This window comes from Sphingobacterium bambusae, from assembly GCF_033955345.1.
Classification (GTDB): domain Bacteria; phylum Bacteroidota; class Bacteroidia; order Sphingobacteriales; family Sphingobacteriaceae; genus Sphingobacterium; species Sphingobacterium bambusae.
Window position 1 is genome coordinate 3,752,272 of sequence record NZ_CP138332.1, and the last position, 17,884, is coordinate 3,770,155.

General features: G+C 42.6%; 16 protein-coding genes. 3 read left to right on the top strand and 13 right to left on the bottom strand.

The annotated features are described in order from the left end of the window. Nucleotides 1-30: 30 nt before the first annotated feature. From SCB77_RS15595 to SCB77_RS15605, 3 genes are all read right to left on the bottom strand, one after another. Nucleotides 31-534 (bottom strand): SixA phosphatase family protein, encoded by a 504-nt coding sequence (locus SCB77_RS15595; RefSeq protein WP_320182922.1) that lies wholly within the window; start codon nucleotides 532-534, stop codon nucleotides 31-33. 77 nt (nucleotides 535-611) lie between these two features. After that, nucleotides 612-1,469: an alpha-1,2-fucosyltransferase gene (locus tag SCB77_RS15600; RefSeq protein WP_320182923.1), complete on the bottom strand. Its 858-nt coding sequence runs from the start codon at nucleotides 1,467-1,469 to the stop codon at nucleotides 612-614. Then, entirely contained in the window at nucleotides 1,466-2,473 is a 1,008-nt protein-coding gene (locus SCB77_RS15605) for a glycosyltransferase family 2 protein (RefSeq protein WP_320182924.1), read from the bottom strand. The genes SCB77_RS15600 and SCB77_RS15605 overlap by 4 nt, the downstream gene beginning before the upstream one ends. A gap of 251 nt (nucleotides 2,474-2,724) precedes the next feature. On the opposite strand from SCB77_RS15605, the gene SCB77_RS15610 reads away from it, so the two are divergent. Next, a complete protein-coding gene (locus SCB77_RS15610; RefSeq protein ID WP_320182925.1) occupies nucleotides 2,725-4,227 on the top strand; it encodes a glycosyltransferase family 2 protein in 1,503 nt (500 codons plus the stop codon). A 12-nt stretch (nucleotides 4,228-4,239) separates the two neighbouring features. Here SCB77_RS15610 and SCB77_RS15615 read toward each other — a convergent pair whose 3' ends face one another. From SCB77_RS15615 to SCB77_RS15630, 4 genes are all read right to left on the bottom strand, one after another. Next, nucleotides 4,240-5,259, bottom strand: coding sequence for a glycosyltransferase family 2 protein (locus SCB77_RS15615; protein WP_320182926.1), 1,020 nt, complete (start codon nucleotides 5,257-5,259; stop codon nucleotides 4,240-4,242). Next, nucleotides 5,256-6,179: a glycosyltransferase family 2 protein gene (locus tag SCB77_RS15620; protein ID WP_320182927.1), complete on the bottom strand. Its 924-nt coding sequence runs from the start codon at nucleotides 6,177-6,179 to the stop codon at nucleotides 5,256-5,258. Before SCB77_RS15620 ends, SCB77_RS15615 begins: the two co-directional genes overlap by 4 nt. Before the next feature lie 4 nt (nucleotides 6,180-6,183). Then, on the bottom strand, nucleotides 6,184-6,969 hold the full coding sequence (locus SCB77_RS15625) for a glycosyltransferase family 2 protein (RefSeq protein ID WP_320182928.1): 786 nt from the start codon (nucleotides 6,967-6,969) through the stop codon (nucleotides 6,184-6,186). Between the two features lie 166 nt (nucleotides 6,970-7,135). Further along, nucleotides 7,136-7,912 carry a glycosyltransferase family 2 protein gene (locus SCB77_RS15630; RefSeq protein WP_320182929.1) on the bottom strand — a complete coding sequence of 259 codons (777 nt, stop codon included), beginning with the start codon at nucleotides 7,910-7,912 and terminating at the stop codon, nucleotides 7,136-7,138. A gap of 320 nt (nucleotides 7,913-8,232) precedes the next feature. Between SCB77_RS15630 and SCB77_RS15635 the strand changes: the two genes are divergently transcribed. Together SCB77_RS15635 and SCB77_RS15640 are read left to right on the top strand one after the other, a co-directional pair. Then, complete coding sequence (locus tag SCB77_RS15635) at nucleotides 8,233-9,171, top strand: glycosyl transferase family 90 (RefSeq protein WP_320182930.1); 939 nt, start codon at nucleotides 8,233-8,235, stop codon at nucleotides 9,169-9,171. Between the two features lie 5 nt (nucleotides 9,172-9,176). Next, nucleotides 9,177-9,860: a glycosyltransferase family 32 protein gene (locus SCB77_RS15640; RefSeq protein ID WP_320182931.1), complete on the top strand. Its 684-nt coding sequence runs from the start codon at nucleotides 9,177-9,179 to the stop codon at nucleotides 9,858-9,860. Here the strand turns inward: SCB77_RS15640 and SCB77_RS15645 are convergent. The 6 genes from SCB77_RS15645 to SCB77_RS15670 all read right to left on the bottom strand — a co-directional run bounded on the left by SCB77_RS15645 (nucleotide 9,839) and on the right by SCB77_RS15670 (nucleotide 17,883). Further along, nucleotides 9,839-10,951 carry a glycosyltransferase family 4 protein gene (locus SCB77_RS15645; protein WP_320182932.1) on the bottom strand — a complete coding sequence of 371 codons (1,113 nt, stop codon included), beginning with the start codon at nucleotides 10,949-10,951 and terminating at the stop codon, nucleotides 9,839-9,841. The genes SCB77_RS15640 and SCB77_RS15645 overlap by 22 nt on opposite strands. 104 nt (nucleotides 10,952-11,055) lie before the next feature. Beyond that, nucleotides 11,056-12,075, bottom strand: a complete 1,020-nt coding sequence (locus SCB77_RS15650; protein ID WP_320182933.1) for a glycosyltransferase family 9 protein — start codon at nucleotides 12,073-12,075, stop codon at nucleotides 11,056-11,058. 9 nt (nucleotides 12,076-12,084) lie between these two features. Continuing rightward, nucleotides 12,085-12,690 (bottom strand): DUF4254 domain-containing protein, encoded by a 606-nt coding sequence (locus SCB77_RS15655; protein WP_320182934.1) that lies wholly within the window; start codon nucleotides 12,688-12,690, stop codon nucleotides 12,085-12,087. A gap of 60 nt (nucleotides 12,691-12,750) precedes the next feature. Continuing rightward, entirely contained in the window at nucleotides 12,751-14,220 is a 1,470-nt protein-coding gene (locus SCB77_RS15660; protein WP_320182935.1) for an NADH-quinone oxidoreductase subunit N, read from the bottom strand. A gap of 16 nt (nucleotides 14,221-14,236) precedes the next feature. After that, nucleotides 14,237-15,841 carry a complex I subunit 4 family protein gene (locus tag SCB77_RS15665; protein WP_320182936.1) on the bottom strand — a complete coding sequence of 535 codons (1,605 nt, stop codon included), beginning with the start codon at nucleotides 15,839-15,841 and terminating at the stop codon, nucleotides 14,237-14,239. Between the two features lie 2 nt (nucleotides 15,842-15,843). Beyond that, nucleotides 15,844-17,883: an NADH-quinone oxidoreductase subunit 5 family protein gene (locus SCB77_RS15670; protein ID WP_320182937.1), complete on the bottom strand. Its 2,040-nt coding sequence runs from the start codon at nucleotides 17,881-17,883 to the stop codon at nucleotides 15,844-15,846. Between the last annotated feature and the right edge of the window lies 1 nt (nucleotide 17,884).

Consider the following 17,884-nt stretch of genomic DNA (forward strand, 5'->3'; position numbering starts at 1 on the left):
CGCCTCCAACTAATACGCTCGTGTACAAGATTAGATCGACTCGTCAACAATCGCATCCAAATGAGCGGTATTTGCGGATAATGTCGAGTAGTCAAGTCCTTCTTCTAAGGTCAAGCAGGCAACATGAGCCGTCTTTAGGTTGATATAGTCGTCGGCAATATAATCAACCAAATCGGAGAGCCCCGGATTATGTCCGAACAACAATACGCGATCATATTGTGCTGGTATATCATTTAGTCGTTTTAAGATTAAGAGATAATGGGCCTCATAGATGGATGGCTCCCACATGATCCTGTCTTCGGGATAGCCGAGCGTGCGTGCAAAGATTAGGGCGGTTTGCGCTGCACGGTTGGCCGTAGATGAAATAATTAACGTACGCTCATCCGCAAGGGAGATTTTCTTCTTTATCTTTTCTGATACCAAATGAGATCGTGCAATTCCTTTTTCTACGAGATCACGGCTAAAATCATCCTTCGTAAAAGAATGTTCTTCTGCCGTTCCATGTCGGATGATATAGAGTGATTTTGTTTCCATAGCTAAATATAAGGAAGTACACTATTTAATGCCAAATTTTAATTATCACTAGCTGATTACGCTTCGTTTAAATATCTTTAAAATGTTATAAATGAGGGTAGGATTAACCCTGACGTGTCTACCGAATCGTCATTTACCCATTTTTTAGGTGATATAACAATCTTATCTGGGCTAGCTTGCAACCAAGCCCCCCACCAGCTAAAACTACTGTTCGCTATAATGAAATGTTTGCACATGCTCATCAATTGCATGTCAATGTAGCTGTCGCGCCCCGTATTCCAATCGACAAATACGGCGTTTAGATTTCCAAATTGTTCCTTGCACCAAGCAATATCATTCGAAAAAATAACGAAAAGGGGGGATTCCACTTGTTCATTGATGTAATCAATACTTTTCTTATAGTATTCCTCGTCGCAAAGCCCCCCTAAGATCGGATGTTGTATATAATCTCCTCTGCGGACGTGTAATGCTACGCTGCTGTTTTCCTTTATACGTTTTGCTAAAGAAATATTTTTCTCATCGCTCATTTCTGGAAAACGAAAGGCGGCTCGAATGTCTTTTTCTATTGCTTGGAAGTAATTGATATGTTGCCAGTATCCCCAGTAATATTTGCTTTTTGTTTCTTCGAGCACCTGTTTGTGGAATACAAATTGAGGGAATTCTTCCCAATAAGCATCTTTTGCATTATATAAACGTCGAAGCTTTCGCCATATCCATTTTCGATTTTCTGGGAGTAACAATCGTAGGTCGAACGTTGATGCAGGCTTTAGATGAATGTTGAATATTTTCTCCAATTCAAAACCATTGTGTAGGGCGTAGGATTCAAAATCACTTAGATCCGCTTTTACATTTTTAAAATGTTTTTCAAGCGATAGGTAAAATGCGTATTGGAACATCTGGTTTCCTAATCCACCGAGAAACTTTACAACTTTCATTTTTTGAAGATACTTTTTAGCGATTTTTTAAAGGTTTTTCTGAACTGCTTGAAGGTCGAGTACTTCCAGCTAAACATGGGTTTAGATAGGAAAAGCCCAAATGATTTCTCTTTTCCTAATTGAAACACAACATCGTACCATTTATTAAAGATATATTCTTCCAATAATTCCTCATTAAATCGTGTAATTCTCTTGTTTTGATTTAGTATTTTAGCATATAAATCTTTATACTTTTCCACGGATACTTCCTGCCATATATAGGGCAAGGTCATTATTTTTTGATAATCACTATCAGCCGGGAGTCCCATGCTTGTCAATAGCTTGCCTTTGATTGGCAACAGACGGTTTATAATTTCTACGCCTTTTTTACTCGATACATTTTGTCCATGCGTCCGATAAGAAACCAGAAATGAGGATGAGTTGGCAACATGGTATTTATTTGAAATCCTTAAAAAGAGATCATAATCTTCCGCAAAGGGTTCTTGATATCCACCCATTTCTCTAAAGACAGCTGTTCGCATCATAACGGAGGAGTGTACGAATGTGTTATGAAAGAGCAATCGAATCTTTAAAAGATCGGGATTAGTCTCTGTTTCGTGTATTGCCCCTATCACATTGTTCTTTTCATCAATAACCTTTGCCTGACCGCCATAGAGTGCAAGGGCAGGATTGTTATCGAACGCTGCTACTTGTAGAGCTAGCCTATCATGAGAAGCTATATCGTCACTGTCCATTATAGCCAGCAATTCACCCTTGGCTTCTAAAAGTGCTCTATTTCTTGTATAAATTAAGCCCTTGTTATCGCCATTATCAATTGTTCTGATTCTATTGTCGGTAAAAGCAGCAACGATCTTCGCTGTTGTATCTGTGGAACCATCGTTGACAATAAGTAGTTCAAAATTAGCATACGTTTGGTTTAAAATACTGTTAATAGCCTCTTCGATATGTTCACTGGCGTTATATGCTGCCATAAAAACGGTTACCCGCGGCGAGTTTTCCTCCATTTAATCTTTATTATAATAAAAAACATTTTTGAATAAAATGTCTTTCTTTTTTGATTAATCAAAGATAGCAAAATAAGCTCTTTTAGAATCTTTAAAAAAAGGTTAGATTTGAATTTTTAAAAATTTTATTTGAATAACGGTCTTCAAAGGGCTTTTTTAGATTTCAAAAACGAATATTTTTTCAAAATTTTTCCGGTAATTTTTATCTCTCGATAGATAGTGAATATACCATTGATTTTATTTTAGTAGCGATGACAAAACGGAAATATATTGCATTTAGTCTTTGGGGGAATTCAGCCTTATATACAATTGGGGCTATTCGAAATGCACAATTGTTACCTTCGATTTATCCAGATTGGAAAATGGTGGTTTACCACGATGATACTGTACCCAAGGAGATACTACTTGAATTACGGGAGAACAATGTCGAACTAATATGCATAGAAGATAAAAATGTTCATCCACTTTTTTTGCGTTTTTTCATAGCTGATAGAGGCGATTGTGGAGTAGCTATTTTTCGGGATGCAGACTCGAGAATTACGCTACGGGAGGCCTTGGCCGTTAAAGAGTGGATTGAGGAGGATACTGTATTGCATGTTATGCGTGATCATCCGTATCATCAAATTCCATTTGGAGCTGTGAAGACGGGCATACTCGGGGGTATGTGGGGAATTAAAGGAGGTACGCTGAAGATGGAAGAATCGATTAGAGCGTTTGTTGCTGATAAACGAGAGCAGGCGTACGGGATAGATCAGGCTTTTCTTGCTTCTGTTTATGAACAATATCAAAAAAATAGCACTACACATGATGAGTTTTTTTCAACAAAGAAATTTCCGATTCCGCGTGACGGAGAGCAGTTTGTCGGCGAGCGAATAGATGAACATGAAGAACCTGTTGGTGATGATCGCGCGGTAATTGCTGAATATTATAAACAGCACAGTAGCGTCTTTTTCACCATTATTATCCCTGCTTATTGCGCTGAAAAAACTATTGAGCGCTGTGTGAATAGTATTTTAATGCAGTCGTTTTCAGATTTTGAGATCATTATTCAAGATGGAAATTCTAGTGATCGAACTGTTGACGTTATAAAGCAGCTTAAAGACACACGGATTAAAATTTTTAGCGAGGCAGATAGTGGTGTCTACGATGCGATGAATAAAGCCCTTGATCGAAGCGGTGGCGAATGGATTTATTTCTTGGGTAGTGATGATCTACTGTTTGACGGTGATGTGCTTAAAGAGATGAATAACCAACTTGTAGGTAACCAAGCTAAACTTGTTTACGGTGATGTGTTAATGTTGGACAGAAATGTCGAGGCTGATAAAGGCTATGTGTATATGGGGGCAGTGAGTAAGGCGATGTTGATCGAAAAGAATATTTGTCACCAATCTATATTTTATCACAAGAGTATCTTCGAGTCTGGCTATCGATACAACACGAAATATCGAATCTTTGCGGATTATGATGCCAACCTTTATCTATCGTCGCGCTATGAAACAAAGTATGTACCGCTGACGGTAGCTAAATTCTATCTTGGCGGTCTCAGCAGCACCGAGCAGGATGTTGATTTCGATCGGGACAAGTGGAGAAATATAATTCGGTATTATGGTTCGCAGCTACGTTCGAAGGCGTTCAGAAAATATAGATATCAAATAAAGGAAGCAGCTGTTGAATTTCTAAAAAAAGGTCAACTAAGTTATTTCTTTTTGGCTTATCTAATCTTCGTCGATTTGAAACTTTTCAAAAAACGTTAAGTTTCGGAATACCTAGTCTGCATTTTTTGTAGCAAAAGGCAATGCAGGATCCTTTGCAAAACTTCGGATCTGTTCGATAACTATATCTTGATTTGTTTTGGACGGGAACAGCAAGTTCGATAGAATTTGATGCCTGATTTTGTTGCTGGAAATTAATTTCCTTAGTGGCGTTAACAGTTTTAAACGAAGGATGCCAAACGCGGAGTAAGAAAGGCTTCCAAAAAGTTTTGTTGCTAGATTTAGCTTTTCTATAATGATGAAAGCGCCTTCAATTTGTCTGTTAAGTTTGTTGTTGTATTCGGCACTTAGACGATCCGTCGGTACGTAATGTTGCAGTAGCAAAGTTTCATCATAATGAAGTTTATAGCCGCGCAAAATTAGCCGTAGACAGTACTCCGTGTCTTCCGCTACAAAGTGTCCTTTTTCATTATCGGATTGTAGTAAGAATGCCGATGGATACTTGCTATAGAATGATTGATAAAGTAATGTGCGAGAGCCCATGCCTGCACCCCACAGTTGCTTTCTGTAGGTCACGTCGCCAGTTTTCTCCCCTTGGCCTCCTATTGCATACCGTTGTCGGTCTTGAAGAAACCAAGTAGGTACAGTCGGGTTTTCCGTTTGGAAAGTGGCAATAGATTTTCCACCTATAGCTCCAATTGTTGGGTGCTCTGATAACGTTGAAAATACACGTTTCGCATAATCCTTGTTCAGCCAATTATCATCATCACAAATGATAAAGCAGTTGAATTTTGCTTTCGCTAATGCAGCATCAAGTGCGAAATATTTACCGGGTGTAGATTCTTCAATAATGGTTAATTGAATGTGTGCCGGTTTTAAGTTGGACCATGTTTCACGAACAATTTCTAGCGATTGATCCGTCGAGCCATTGTCCACATACAGTAGTTCAAGTTGTCCCTTTTCAATAGGTTCTTGCGCGGCAATGTGTTCTAACGTTGGAATAAGTTTATGACCACCATTAAAGCTACAGATGACAATAGAAACGCCCGGAGATAATTTAGAAGATGAGATCATTTTGATTTGAAGGATTTCCAGACTGCGCTCGATACACATTTCAGAAAAAAGCTCTTGGAAGAAGGTGCCGTTTGGAATAGTCGCTCAATTTCTAGCTGTCGTTCTCTGGCGAACTGCGATTTGATTGGCCAATATTCTTTGATATTTTTCTTCACAGAGAGTTTGAATTTTCGTTCATCAATCAGCTTGTTGTCTGCACAATGTTGTAAGATAGACATGCCCTCCACAAAGTTTAAACCAGTTTGGTAAGAACCGGTACTTACATCATTCCCATGTTTTCGGAAATAGTTCAACAGTCGACCATTGATTGAGACCTTGCCTGTCTTAGCTAGCTCTATCCAGAATAACCAATCGCCACTGAAGCTATAGTTCAGGAAATCTTTAGCAATGAGAGCAAAATTACGTTTCCTCCAAATAGCCATGCTGGCATTGAAAATTGCCGGATTGGGTGTTAAATATTCCGCTATATATTTGTCGCCATCAACAGTTTCGATCAATTGATTATGATTGGATTGCCATTTAATGTCATTGTCGATAACACAGTAGGATTGACAGTAGCTAACGGCTACCTCTGGATCTGCTAGCATGGAAGGAAGAACATGTTCTAAGAACGTTGGCTCACACCAGTCGTCACTTTCTGCAAGCCAAATAATTTCTCCCCTTGCTTTTTCGATTCCTTTAACCCATTGCTTAAAAGGACTGCCTGTGTTGATTTCGTTATAAATTATCTCGGCAATGCGTGATTCACTACGATACTGTTCAATCACAGCTCTACTGTTGTCCGTGGAGCAATCGTCTAGGATAATAACCTCCATCTTTTGGTAGGTCTGAGACAAAACACTCTCTATACGATCCGCTAGGTAGCTGCCGTGATTGTAATTTGGTATAATGACCGATACTAAGACGTTATGCTCAATCATTTAATTATATACCGGCCACTTCATGAAAGCCTGGAGAACGATGCCACATTTTATTGTCCACGGTTTCGCGGTAGATCATTTCGTTGGGTTTAAAGTTTGACCTGGAAGAAAGAGGGTGGAAGATATGGTATCCAATGGCGGCCCATTTTAAGCGTTTTTTCTTTATGCCAGAGTTGATCAAGCGTTCCGCAAATTCGTAATCCTCCCAGCCCCAACCGGTGAAACCATTGAAATAGCCGTTTATACGAACATAATCATCTAGCCAAAAGGCTAAGTTGCAGCCCTTCACATTGTGTGAACTGTAGGGGTTTGTTTTAAAGATGCCGGAAAACAATGGAAAACGAATGGCGTTAAACCGAGTCGTCATTCCGTTTGTCAGGCAAGAAAATGACATTTTCTTATCACGGAGCACTTTTTCGGAGAGCTGTTCGCCAATCATGGCACGACTGCCCTGTACAAAGAAGCCTTTCTCGGCGGAGGCAATATGGTCTTTTATAAAATGCTTGTGCAGGATAATGTCACCATCTATTTCGATGATATAATCGGTTTTACAAACTTTCAAGGCTTTGTTTAAGATTAACGTCTTTTGAAATCCTTGATCTTCATGCCATACATGCTCGATAGGGAGGTCATTGCTGAACCGTTCTATCATGGCGGCCGTCCGCTCATCCGAGCCATCATCTGCAATCACGATCTGATCGGGTAATACACTCTGTTTAGCTACACTTAAGAGAACCAATTCTAGAGCCTCGGGCCAATTGTATGTGGATATAATCAGACTGACAGTCATATATTGTTTTACCTTTATTTTGTTCTCCTATATAACGTTAGCAATCACAAAAACGTTACACATTTTTACAAAAATAAATAAAATACATGAGTAATGAACTTTTCTTTGAATTCAAAAAGCTTCTAAATAATAGCTGCACCGCTATTTGATTGGCTAAATCGAAATATTAGATTTTTAGTGCGAGTTTATGCTTGCGCTCTTCCCGTTTCAGCGAGAGAAAGGTTTCGTGCACACTGAGGCTTTGTAAATAGCATAGCTGAAAACCACGTTTTCCATCCAAAATACCCAGATCGATAAAGTAAGCTTTGGAAAAACGGAATAAAACTTTGGCGACATGCATAACAGCGAGGTAGCCTTCGTTTTTAAGGTAGCGTTCCTGCCCTTTGAGGGTCCCGTAGTGAATCATTTTGTCGCGATAGGAGTCGTAATCCGCAAAAGAGTAATGGAGGATCTTATGCTTTAGAATGCCGATAGAGCCATCAACTACGAGTGTTTCATGCACTTTCTTTTTGCCGTCATAAACTGCTTTGCTCTTTCGGAATAGCCGGAAGTTCTTGTCGTTCTGCGTGCCCGAAAAGCGGATCTTCTCACCACAGAAATAGAATAGCCGATACATATAATAGGCATCTTTAGCGGCAGGATTATGTATGGTTTTGAGGATTTCTTGCTTTGATGCTTGCGTTAAGCGTTCGTCCGCATCCAAAAAGATAATCCAGTCGTTATTAGCGTAGGAGAGAGCAAGGTTGCGTTGTTTGGTGAAGTCCTCAAAATGATGTTGATATACTTTCACTTTCGGCTGGCTCAAAGCTAGCTGAACCGTGTCATCCGTACTGAAGGAATCGACGATAATGATCTCGTCCGCAAAATCAAGGCACGCTAGGGCATCGCAAATATTGTTTGCCTCATTATAGGTAATGATCAATGCCGTTAGTTTTTGATTCACGTTCAATACATTTATTAAGGTATGCTCTTTTTAAGCTAACTTATCCCTCGGTCTAATCAAGCTGTCGCAGCAGCAAAATGAACATAGATTTATTCGATTCTTGCAGCGTCACACCCAATCCGGTGAAAAGTTCTGCAAAAATAAAATTTATCGATGGCTTTATATGTATCCCAAATGTAAAATATATTTTAAATATTTAATAAGCAAGTTTTTACAAAAGTGGATTTTTTGTTGATAAACGCGGAATTTCGGGATATTGCTTGACGTAGCTTCAAGCAATGCCGTATATTTGAGCTGCCATTAACAGGAATGTGGCTACTATGAATTTTAAGCAAATCTTTTTAAGAAATAAAAACAATAAGTTCTTCTATTATCTAGGAGCAGTGTCGCGTGCTCTTATTCCCGCTGCTTGGGCAAGGCGCTCGTTGGCGGATAAGCTACGCGCCGATTGGGGCGCCGATCAAGGTTATATAGAGGAACGGGTCAACTATTATAATAAATTGAGCAGACCAAAGCCGCTCTCGACGGATGCTATTGCCATAGCGGAATACAAAATACCGGAGCGGATTCGGGTCTATTATTTTGACAGTATGGAATATTTGCGTTTTTTTGATCCTGCTTATCGTTTTCAACTTATTCCTGGGGATGTTACTCATATTCCCGATTTTCCGGCTTTGGTTAAAAGCCGACCCATTGCTGGAGATAATGAAAATTCGGTGCTACTCAAGCTGGATAAGTCTCGTCATTTTAACTTTATCAAGGACAACATTCGCTTCGAAGATAAAAAAGATAAATTGGTAGGACGTAGCGGCTTCAGTCAGTCGCATCGGCAGCGCTTCTTTGATCGGTATGCAGGGCACCCCTTATGCGATTTGGCGAAAGCAACAAAATCTTCCCATCCCAACTTTTTAAGTATTGCCGAACACTTGGATTACAAGTTTATTTTGGCCTTGGAGGGCAATGATGTCGCGACCAACCTCAAGTGGATAATGTCTTCCAGCTCCATCGCCGTAATGCCCAAGCCGACCTATGAAACTTGGTTTATGGAGGGATGCCTGATTCCAGATGTGCATTACATCTGTATCAGCGATGATTTTAGCGATCTGGAATCGAAATTAAACTACTATATTGCCCATCAGGATGCTGCGTTACGTATCGTGAAGGAAGCGAACGCTTACATGGAGCAGTTTAAAAATAAAAAGCGAGAAGACGCCATCTCCTTGCTGTTGTTGGAGAAATATTTTAGATTAACGCATTGATTGCTGTGGCTATACCAAAAGTAATTTACCAGACGTTCAAGACGAACAAGATCCCCTTACTCACGCGGTTCTATATTTGGCGCTTTCTGAGAAGGAACAAAGGCTATCGTCACGCTTTTTACGATGATGAGCAGGTTGATGCCTTTGTTAAGCAAGCTTTTGATACGCGCACATATCGTGCCTATGCACGCTTGCAGATCGGTGCTGCCAAAGCGGATTTCTTCCGTTACGCCATTCTATACAAGCAGGGAGGAATCTATTTGGATCTTGATAGCGACTTGGTGGGGCGGTTAGACGATGTTTTATTGCCGACGGATGTTGCAGTTGTGGCACATGAAGGAAATTTTCAACAGTTTTTCTCCCAATGGGCGTTGATTTACGATAAAGGACACCCTTTTATGGAGGAGACCATTAAGCTTATTGTAGAAAATATTGAGCAAAATAAATACCCACATGATGTGCATGCCATGACTGGTCCGACAGTCTATGCTCAAGCCATTAACAACGTGATGCAACGGCAGCCCGACGTGGCCTATCGTGTTTTTGAAGACGATTACCGTGGATTGATGAAATTTAAATACAAGCTGGGGAAGATATTGATCTACGGCGATCGATCCAAACATTGGAAGAAACTACAACAAGTGATTCCTGTAGTCCGCCCGGAGGATCAGGTCGACAATAAAGATTGATAGCAGTTTACCCATTGTTGCGCCAGTACATCGTCGCTAAATTGCTGCGCAAACTGAAGCCCTTTATTCATCATATCCCGCTGCGTATTGCTGGACGATAGTATGGCGTCGGTAGCATAGCGGATTTCATCAATGTTTTTAGGGTCAATAAAGTAAGAAAAAGGACCAGCCGCCTCGGGAAATACGCCGGTATTGGTGGTTATCACCGGTGTGCCCGAATAAAGGGCTTCGATAATCGGGATGCCAAAGCCTTCATAAGTCGAAGGATAAATAAAAAGTTTCGCCAGGCTGTAGATCGCCGCCAAGTCGTCCATGCTTTGTACTTTTCGAAACAAAACTTTCTTTTCCAGTTTTTGTGCCGCCACATACCGCTTGATCTCCTCCGCATAGCCTGTCTCCTTTCCGATAATCACCAGTGGTACATCCAATGTTTCCAATGCTTTGACAATCTGAAAGGCGTTTTTTCGAGGTTCAATAGAACCCACATTCAAGACGAAATCTTGCGGGAGGGCGTATTGAGTTCGCACAGCTTGGAGAAGCTCACTTGATTTTTCTGTTTTAAAAGCGGGGTGGCAACCTTGGTAGATCACGTCAACTTGTTCATCAGCCAGGCTGAAAAAGTGCATTAGATCCAACTTGGTCTGCTTGCTGATGGCGACAACCTTGTCGGCATGTAGGACAGCGTGTTTAAACTTCTTGCTGTAGATGAAACGGTCGATGGGTTTGTAGAGTTCCGGATGGCGCAGAAAGATCAAATCATGGATGGTTACGACAGATTTGATACCCTGCTTGGCGAGGTTCATCGGAATTTCGCCCGACAGGCCATGGAAAATTTCGATTTCATCTTTTTGTAGATCCTTAACAATGCCGCGACTACGCCATAGCGAAGGGAGGAAGGAGTTAAGTATACCCTTTTTTGGAAAGCGAACGTTTAGATCTTGCCTCTTATTATCTGCAGGTTTTTTTGTGGTGTACAAGAGGTAATCATTTTCCGGATGATGCGTCTGTAATATCCGAATAAGGTCGCGACTATAGTTGCCCAAGCCCGATCGGTTCTGAAAATATCGCTTTGCATCATATCCTATTCGCATATCCTCTTTTGTGTTCAAGTAAATTTAAAAAAGTTGAAAAGATAAAAATCGACAAAATGCTCGGTTTTGTCAAAAGGTTTCGGTATTTACATGTTACTCTTCGCTTAGCGCGTGGCTTGCTTTAATTTGCTGATGACCATCTCTGGGGTTACCATATCAATGGCTTCCACGCCGTCGCACAAACATGATTTGTTGCCATAGATCGAGCTGGGGCGATTGGGATGTTCTACCTGAATGCAGTCTTGAATGGATTGTCCGTAACCCAAAAAGCCTGCGTATGGATGCGTTGCCCCCCAAATGGATAAGCACCTGCTTCCTACTAAGGATGCCATATGCATGCCCGAGGAATCCATGCTCATCATCAGGTCGAGATGGCTGATCAGGTTTAGTTCGCCTTGCACGCCCAAGCTGCTACCAATGGTGCTGTGCACGTTGGCAAAGTGCTGGCTCCAATTGGCTGCGGTCTCTTGTTCTTGCCGGCCACCTCCGAAGATAAAAAAGCGATATCTGGGAAAACTACGGAATACTTGCTCCCAATTATCCAGTTTCCATACCTTATATGGATGTTGAGCAAAAGGAGCTACACCAATGTTTTTTTCAAATAAAGGCAGTATGCCAGCATAGTTTAAGGGAATAGGCCGATCTTTCTTCTTCAATTTGTTATCCAGCTTTATGCTGAACCCCAAACTACGAAATACATCCGCATAGCGCTCTATGGTAGGGCGTAGTGGGGTAAACACTTTGTTCCGACGTCGTATCAGGTCTTTCTTATGCTGCCTTCCTTTATCCAAGATGGCTAAACGATATCCGGCAGTTTTAAAGAAGAGCGTTAAGATTTTTGATCGTATATTATTGTGCAGATCGGCAACGTAATCGATCTTGTATTTTTTTAGCTCCTGAAATAGCCGCCATAGTCCTTTAGGACCTTTGTGCTGCTCCTCAGGAAATATAGGGTGGAAGATGAGGTTGGGGATATCTTCGAAGAAGGCAGCGAAATGGAGCCTGCTGACCATCACAATCTCTAGGCCGCGGTGTTGTGCCTGCAGCTCACGCAATAGCGAAGCCACCATGGCTACATCGCCCATGGCCGAAAAGCGTGTGACCAACACCCGAACTTTCTTCATTGTACTATGTTATTTTTGCTGGCTGTACAAAACAGGATTTAACGAAGGGTCATTGTACATTTTCATCTGTTTGTACACCTTCATGTATTTTTCGCCTGCGGCGATGTCGTTCAACAGTTCGTCGATACTTTGGGAAAGGTCTTTGCGTTGTTCCAAAAGTACCGCGAGCTTCGTGCTGCAAGCTTGGATGTGTGCGTCGTCGGCATCCGATCGTAAGGTTTCCTGTTGCATGTGGTAGATCTTCAACGCGAGAATGGATAAACGATCGATTGCCCAAGCAGGGCTCTCGGTATTTATACGCGCATCAGCCTTTGGGCTTACCGAAGCAAATAGCTGCAAATAGTAACTGTCAATATATTCTACGGTATCGGTACGCACTTGATTGGATTCGTCGATGCGTCGTTTCCAATACAAACCATCTTTCGGATCTATGCTCGGTTCCCGAACAACATCTTCCATATGCCATTGGACGGTGTCTATCCAACATTTCAGATAGAGGAGATGCTCAAGGCTGGCATGTTCGTACGGATTTTCCAAGGGATGGTCGATCCTATCAAACTGATGGTATCGATCAATAGCTTGCTGAAATATGGTATTGGCAATTTCGCTGATCATAGGCGCAAAGATAATAATAAATTTATTTGTCCTGCAAAAGATCGTTTCGTAGGCTAGCAGCTAAGCAAGCAGGTTTAACAACAATTGCGGAAATAAACCCAATAACAAGACTAGGAATGCTAAACCATAGCCAACAAACAGCATGAGTTTGGATGGAGCGGGCTGCAGCTGTGTAGGATCATCTGTCTTCCTGATGAAGGCATACAATGGAATGCGGAAATAGAAGAATAGCGATATGACAGCCGTTAGGGCGCCGACGACGAGCAGCATTAGGACACCTGTATTTTCCGATGCTTGAAAAATATCGAAAACAGCCGAAAAAACCATCAGCTTACCAATAAAACCAATGGTTGGCGGAAGCCCGATAAGGGAAATACCGACTAAAGTGAAGGCTGTAAATAACACGGGTAATTTGCGGCCTAAGCCTTGGTAAGATTTTAGTGCAGTAGAACCGGTCATCCGTTCGAGGTAATCGATGAAGATAAACGCGGCCAAATTCATCAGTACATAGGCAATCAGGTAAAATAGCAGGTAATGGAAGGTATCCTGATAAGCGAAGATAGCCATCATCAGGAAGCCGGTATGTCCGATGGCGGAATAGGCCATCAATCGTTTGATATCTTGCTGTCGTAAGGCTGCGAGATTACCAATCAACATACTCGCTAAGGCGACAGCAATGATGATCCAAGTGCTTAGCTCGGAGAAATAAAATGCCGTCGAAGACCAAGCTTGGTACACACGCGTAAAGAGGATAAGTGCACCAACTTTAGGAACCGTGGACAGAAAAGCGGTAATGGCTGTGGGCGATCCTTGATACACATCGGGGCTCCATACATGCAGGGGCACGAAGCCCAGTTTAAATCCAACGCCGACCAAAACAAATAACAAGGCTAAGGTGACGACGGGCTCGGGAGCGGTCATCAACCCCTGCAGATGCTGAGGCGACTGGAAATCTAGATTGCCAGTCAAGCCATACATCAGCGATAGTCCATACAACATCACCGCGGCACAAACGGACCCAAACAAGGCATATTTCATGGCTGCTTCTGACTGGGCTTTGTTTTGCGAGAAATAGCCAACCATAATATAAGAGGCGATGGACACCATCTCTATGCCGATAAAGGCGACCAGCCAGTTGCTACTGTTGCAAAGTACATGCATGCCCAGTGTAGCGGCGAGTAATATACTATAGATATCACCGTTGTTTTCCTTTCTATGCCGTTGCTGTATAAAGAGCGCGATAATTAACGTTGTAACCGCTATGATTAGGCGGGCATATGTACCCAGCTTATCGACTAGCCACATGTCCGAAAAACCTGTTGCGGCAATAGGAACCTGAAGGCAGAGGTAATAAATTGATGCGGCTATGCTGAGGAGAGCAACGGTAAAGGTTGTGTTTTTTAAATGTTTCTCAAAAAATAGCGCGGCCACTATCGACAGGATGAAACCGACGATAAGAGAAAACTCCGGCTTAAAAAGCGGCAGCGACGCAATGATTTGATCGAGTATGTCGGTGATGGAGACGTTCACTTTTTATGTTTTATGCCTACAGATAGGGCTGTATCAAATCGATTAATTGAAGCACAGATGCATTGAGCTTGCCGAAGATCAGTGACGGCATGATACCCAAAACCAAGGCTAGTGCCAATGCTGGAAATAAGATCAGTTGTTCGCGGGTATCGAGATCCGTCAAAGCCACATGCCAAGCCTGACCTCCTTGCAAACGCGTTTGCCCGAAAAACATCCGTTGTAGCGTCCATAGAAAATAAGCCGCACTAAGCAGGATACCAATGGATCCGCTAATAGCCATCCAGCGCGGCACTCCTGTAACCATGCTTTCGGCATTGAATGCGCCGATAATGACAAAGGCTTCGCCAATAAAAGCGGAGAACCCCGGCAAGCCTAGGGATGCGAAGAAAGCCAAGGCAATATAGACGGTGTATTTAGGCATGATGCTCGCCAAGCCGCGGAAATGATAAATATATCGATCGTGCACGCGATCGTATAGCACGCCTACCAAAAAGAATAAAGCGGCACTTAAAAAACCGTGGGAGATCATCTGAAACATGGCTCCTGATAAGCCTTCGGCAGTCAACGATGCAATGCCCAAAAGCACAAAGCCCATGTGCGAAACCGAGGAATAGGCAATCATACGTTTCAGGTCTTTCTGTGCGAGTGCATTAAGTGCGCCGTAAAGTATGGATATCACGCCGATCAGCGCTAACCAGTAGTTACTATCTGCTGCGATATCGGGGAAAATGCTGTAGCAGACGCGAATGATGCCGTAGCCACCGATCTTCAGTAGTATACCGGCTAAAATGATGGAAACGGGCGTAGGAGCTTCAACGTGTGCGTCGGGCAGCCAAGTGTGCAATGGGACAATTGGAACCTTTATCGCAAAGGCAAAGAATAGCACCGCAAATCCGATCCATCGCGCCGGAGCACCGAAGATCTCGTGGTAATTACCTATGAAGCCAAAAAAGGATCCATCGACGTAGTTGCTGGGGTTCATCATTAATAGCATATTGAAGCTGTGCGCTCCAGTAGCTGGATTGATAACCGAGAAATAAAGTCCGACAATCACCAGTAGCATGAGTACCGAACCCAATAAGGTATAAATGAAAAACTTAATGGCTGCATACTCGCGCCGCTCGCCTCCCCATATCCCGATGAGGAAGTACAACGGAAGTAACATCACCTCGTAGAAAACGTAAAAAAGGAAGAAATCCAGTGCAGAAAAGATGCCCATCACCGCGGTATTGAGCACCATTAAAAGGGCAAAATATCCTTTTGTGCTTTTCTGCACATTCCAAGATGCACCAATGCCCATCAACATCACCAATGTACTTAACACCAACAAGGGGAGAGAGACACCGTCAATGCCAATAAAATAGTCGATTTCCAATTTTCCAATGGCACCAAGATCTAAGCGTATCCAAGGGAGTTGTTCTAAAAACTGATATCCTTCAACACGGTTGATACCGCCCAAAGACGCGTCAAACTGTCCATACATGTAGCCAGACAAGATAAATTGCAAGACGGTAAATCCTAGTGCGATGTATTTGTAGCTTGCGCGAGCGGAGCCTGGCAAAGCCAAAATCACGCATGTAGCAAGCAAAGGTAGAAATATGAGGATGGATAAAAGGCCCATTTCTATTTAATTATCAAGTAAAGAATTCCTAAAACAACAGCTGTAAGCGCAAAACCAAGGTAGCCCTGCAGCTGCCCATTTTGCACATGTCTGACCAAGTGTCCTATATAATAGGTTCCATTTGCAGCCAGATTCACGATACCGTCGATAACATTTTTGTCAAACCAGTGGATAAACAGCGAAAGTTGTTGTGTAGCCCCGGTAAATAGTTTGGTGGCGCCATCGACAACATAGCGATCAAAGGTATAAAGTAGCCGGCTTAGCCAAGTCGTCCCTTTAACAAATATAAGATCATTGAATTCGTTAAGATAACCTTGCCGTGTTGCAAAGCGTACCCAGCGGTTTTGAGGGGATAGGGGATACCGGTTCTTTACGTACCAATACCATCCCATCAACAAAGCGAGCAAAGCGCCCACGGTTAGAACGATGGGAATGATCAAGTGCGCCGCTTCCTGTTCAGCGAACCCGACCTTGACATGAAAGGTGTGCATGATCCATGTATGGTGATACTCCAAGGGATGTAAACCAAACACAGGGAAGAAACAGCACAACGTCAAGAAAAACATAGGCCACAACATTGTCGTTGGTGCTTCATGCAGTTTGTTGTGGTCATTCACCTGCCCTTGTAGTGCAAAGGATCCAAAAAATGCTTTAAAAATCAATCGGCCGATATAAAACGCCGTTAACATGCTAACGAGAATCAAGGTAACAGGCACAATATAATGGGCGCCGCCGCCGGCTGATGCCCACTCGTAAGCACTGATCACAATGCTATCTTTGGAGAGATGTCCGGAAGTAAGCGGAAAACCTGCCAATGCCAGTGATGCAATGCTCATGCATAAAAAAGTTTTGGGCATATATTTTCGTAGTCCGCCCATATTGCGTAAATCCTGCGGATCAAAATCCATTGCTGTATGCGCTTTGAAATGTGCCATCTCGTGTATCACGGCACCTGCAGATAGAAACAGGAGACACTTGAAAAAGGCGTGCGTAGCCAAGTGGAACAGCGCGCTGTCCCATGTTCCGATTCCAACGCCCACCATCATGAATCCCAGCTGGGAAACCGTGGAAAAAGCCAATATTTTTTTGATGTCGTATTGTCCCAAAGCAAATATTGCTGCCGACAGCGCCGTCAAACAACCAATAGTCGTGATGACAAGTAAGACCGTTTCATTAAAGAGCGGAAAAACCGTGCACAATAGGAATACACCAGCTGCAACCATCGTCGCAGCGTGAATGAGTGATGATACCGAAGTTGGTCCTTCCATGGCGTCGGGTAGCCAAACATGTAAGGGAAATTGTGCGGATTTGGCCATTGCACCCAAGAAAAAGGCGAGGCCAGCGTAGGTTACCCAAAGGCTATCTTTGTTGACCACCTGTAAGGATCCATCCAGCACTATACCTTTCAGGAATGCTCCAGAATGATCAAAAAGAGCAACAAGGTCTAAGGTTCCTACATGCGCATAAACCAAAGCGATGCCAATTAGGAAACCAATATCACCAATTCTATTGATCAAGAACGCTTTTTTGTTCGCTTGAACTGCAGCCTCTCTAGTAAACCAAAAGCCGATTAGTAAGTAAGAAGCAAAACCCACCAGCTCCCAGAAAATATAGAGTTGCAGCAGGTTTATTGAAACCGTTAAGCCTAGCATGGCAAAGCAAAATAAGCTGAGATACATCCAATAGCGGTGTATGCCGGGGTCCCCTTTCATATACGATCGGGAATAGATATGTACAGGTAACGCAATGACGCAAACAATAAACTGCATCAAAACGGTTAGGTTATTTAGTAATAAACCTATTTCAAAGGTATGGTGACCTATGGTAAACCAACTCATCCTTTCGGTAAGCACTTGATTGTTCCAGACTGGTAGGAATACGCCAACAAAGCTGATGATGCTGCTCAAGATGATGGCGATCAGACTAATATTCCCCGATGTGGACTTCCGACCCGACAGTGCCTGGAATAAGAAGGCAGCGAAGGGGAGGAGTACCACAAGTAGGCTAGCGGCAGTAGGCGATATGTTCCAGAACTCGTTCACG

Excerpts from the sequence above, each read along its gene's own strand:
- SCB77_RS15595 (WP_320182922.1), bottom strand. The coding sequence starts at position 534 with ATGGAAACAAAATCACTCTATATCATCCGACATGGAACGGCAGAAGAA.
- SCB77_RS15600 (WP_320182923.1), bottom strand. The coding sequence starts at position 1,469 with ATGAAAGTTGTAAAGTTTCTCGGTGGATTAGGAAACCAGATGTTCCAA.
- SCB77_RS15605 (WP_320182924.1), bottom strand. The coding sequence starts at position 2,473 with ATGGAGGAAAACTCGCCGCGGGTAACCGTTTTTATGGCAGCATATAAC.
- SCB77_RS15610 (WP_320182925.1), top strand. The coding sequence starts at position 2,725 with ATGACAAAACGGAAATATATTGCATTTAGTCTTTGGGGGAATTCAGCC.
- SCB77_RS15615 (WP_320182926.1), bottom strand. The coding sequence starts at position 5,259 with ATGATCTCATCTTCTAAATTATCTCCGGGCGTTTCTATTGTCATCTGT.
- SCB77_RS15620 (WP_320182927.1), bottom strand. The coding sequence starts at position 6,179 with ATGATTGAGCATAACGTCTTAGTATCGGTCATTATACCAAATTACAAT.
- SCB77_RS15625 (WP_320182928.1), bottom strand. The coding sequence starts at position 6,969 with ATGACTGTCAGTCTGATTATATCCACATACAATTGGCCCGAGGCTCTA.
- SCB77_RS15635 (WP_320182930.1), top strand. The coding sequence starts at position 8,233 with ATGAATTTTAAGCAAATCTTTTTAAGAAATAAAAACAATAAGTTCTTC.
- SCB77_RS15645 (WP_320182932.1), bottom strand. The coding sequence starts at position 10,951 with ATGCGAATAGGATATGATGCAAAGCGATATTTTCAGAACCGATCGGGC.
- SCB77_RS15650 (WP_320182933.1), bottom strand. The coding sequence starts at position 12,075 with ATGAAGAAAGTTCGGGTGTTGGTCACACGCTTTTCGGCCATGGGCGAT.
- SCB77_RS15655 (WP_320182934.1), bottom strand. The coding sequence starts at position 12,690 with ATGATCAGCGAAATTGCCAATACCATATTTCAGCAAGCTATTGATCGA.
- SCB77_RS15665 (WP_320182936.1), bottom strand. The coding sequence starts at position 15,841 with ATGGGCCTTTTATCCATCCTCATATTTCTACCTTTGCTTGCTACATGC.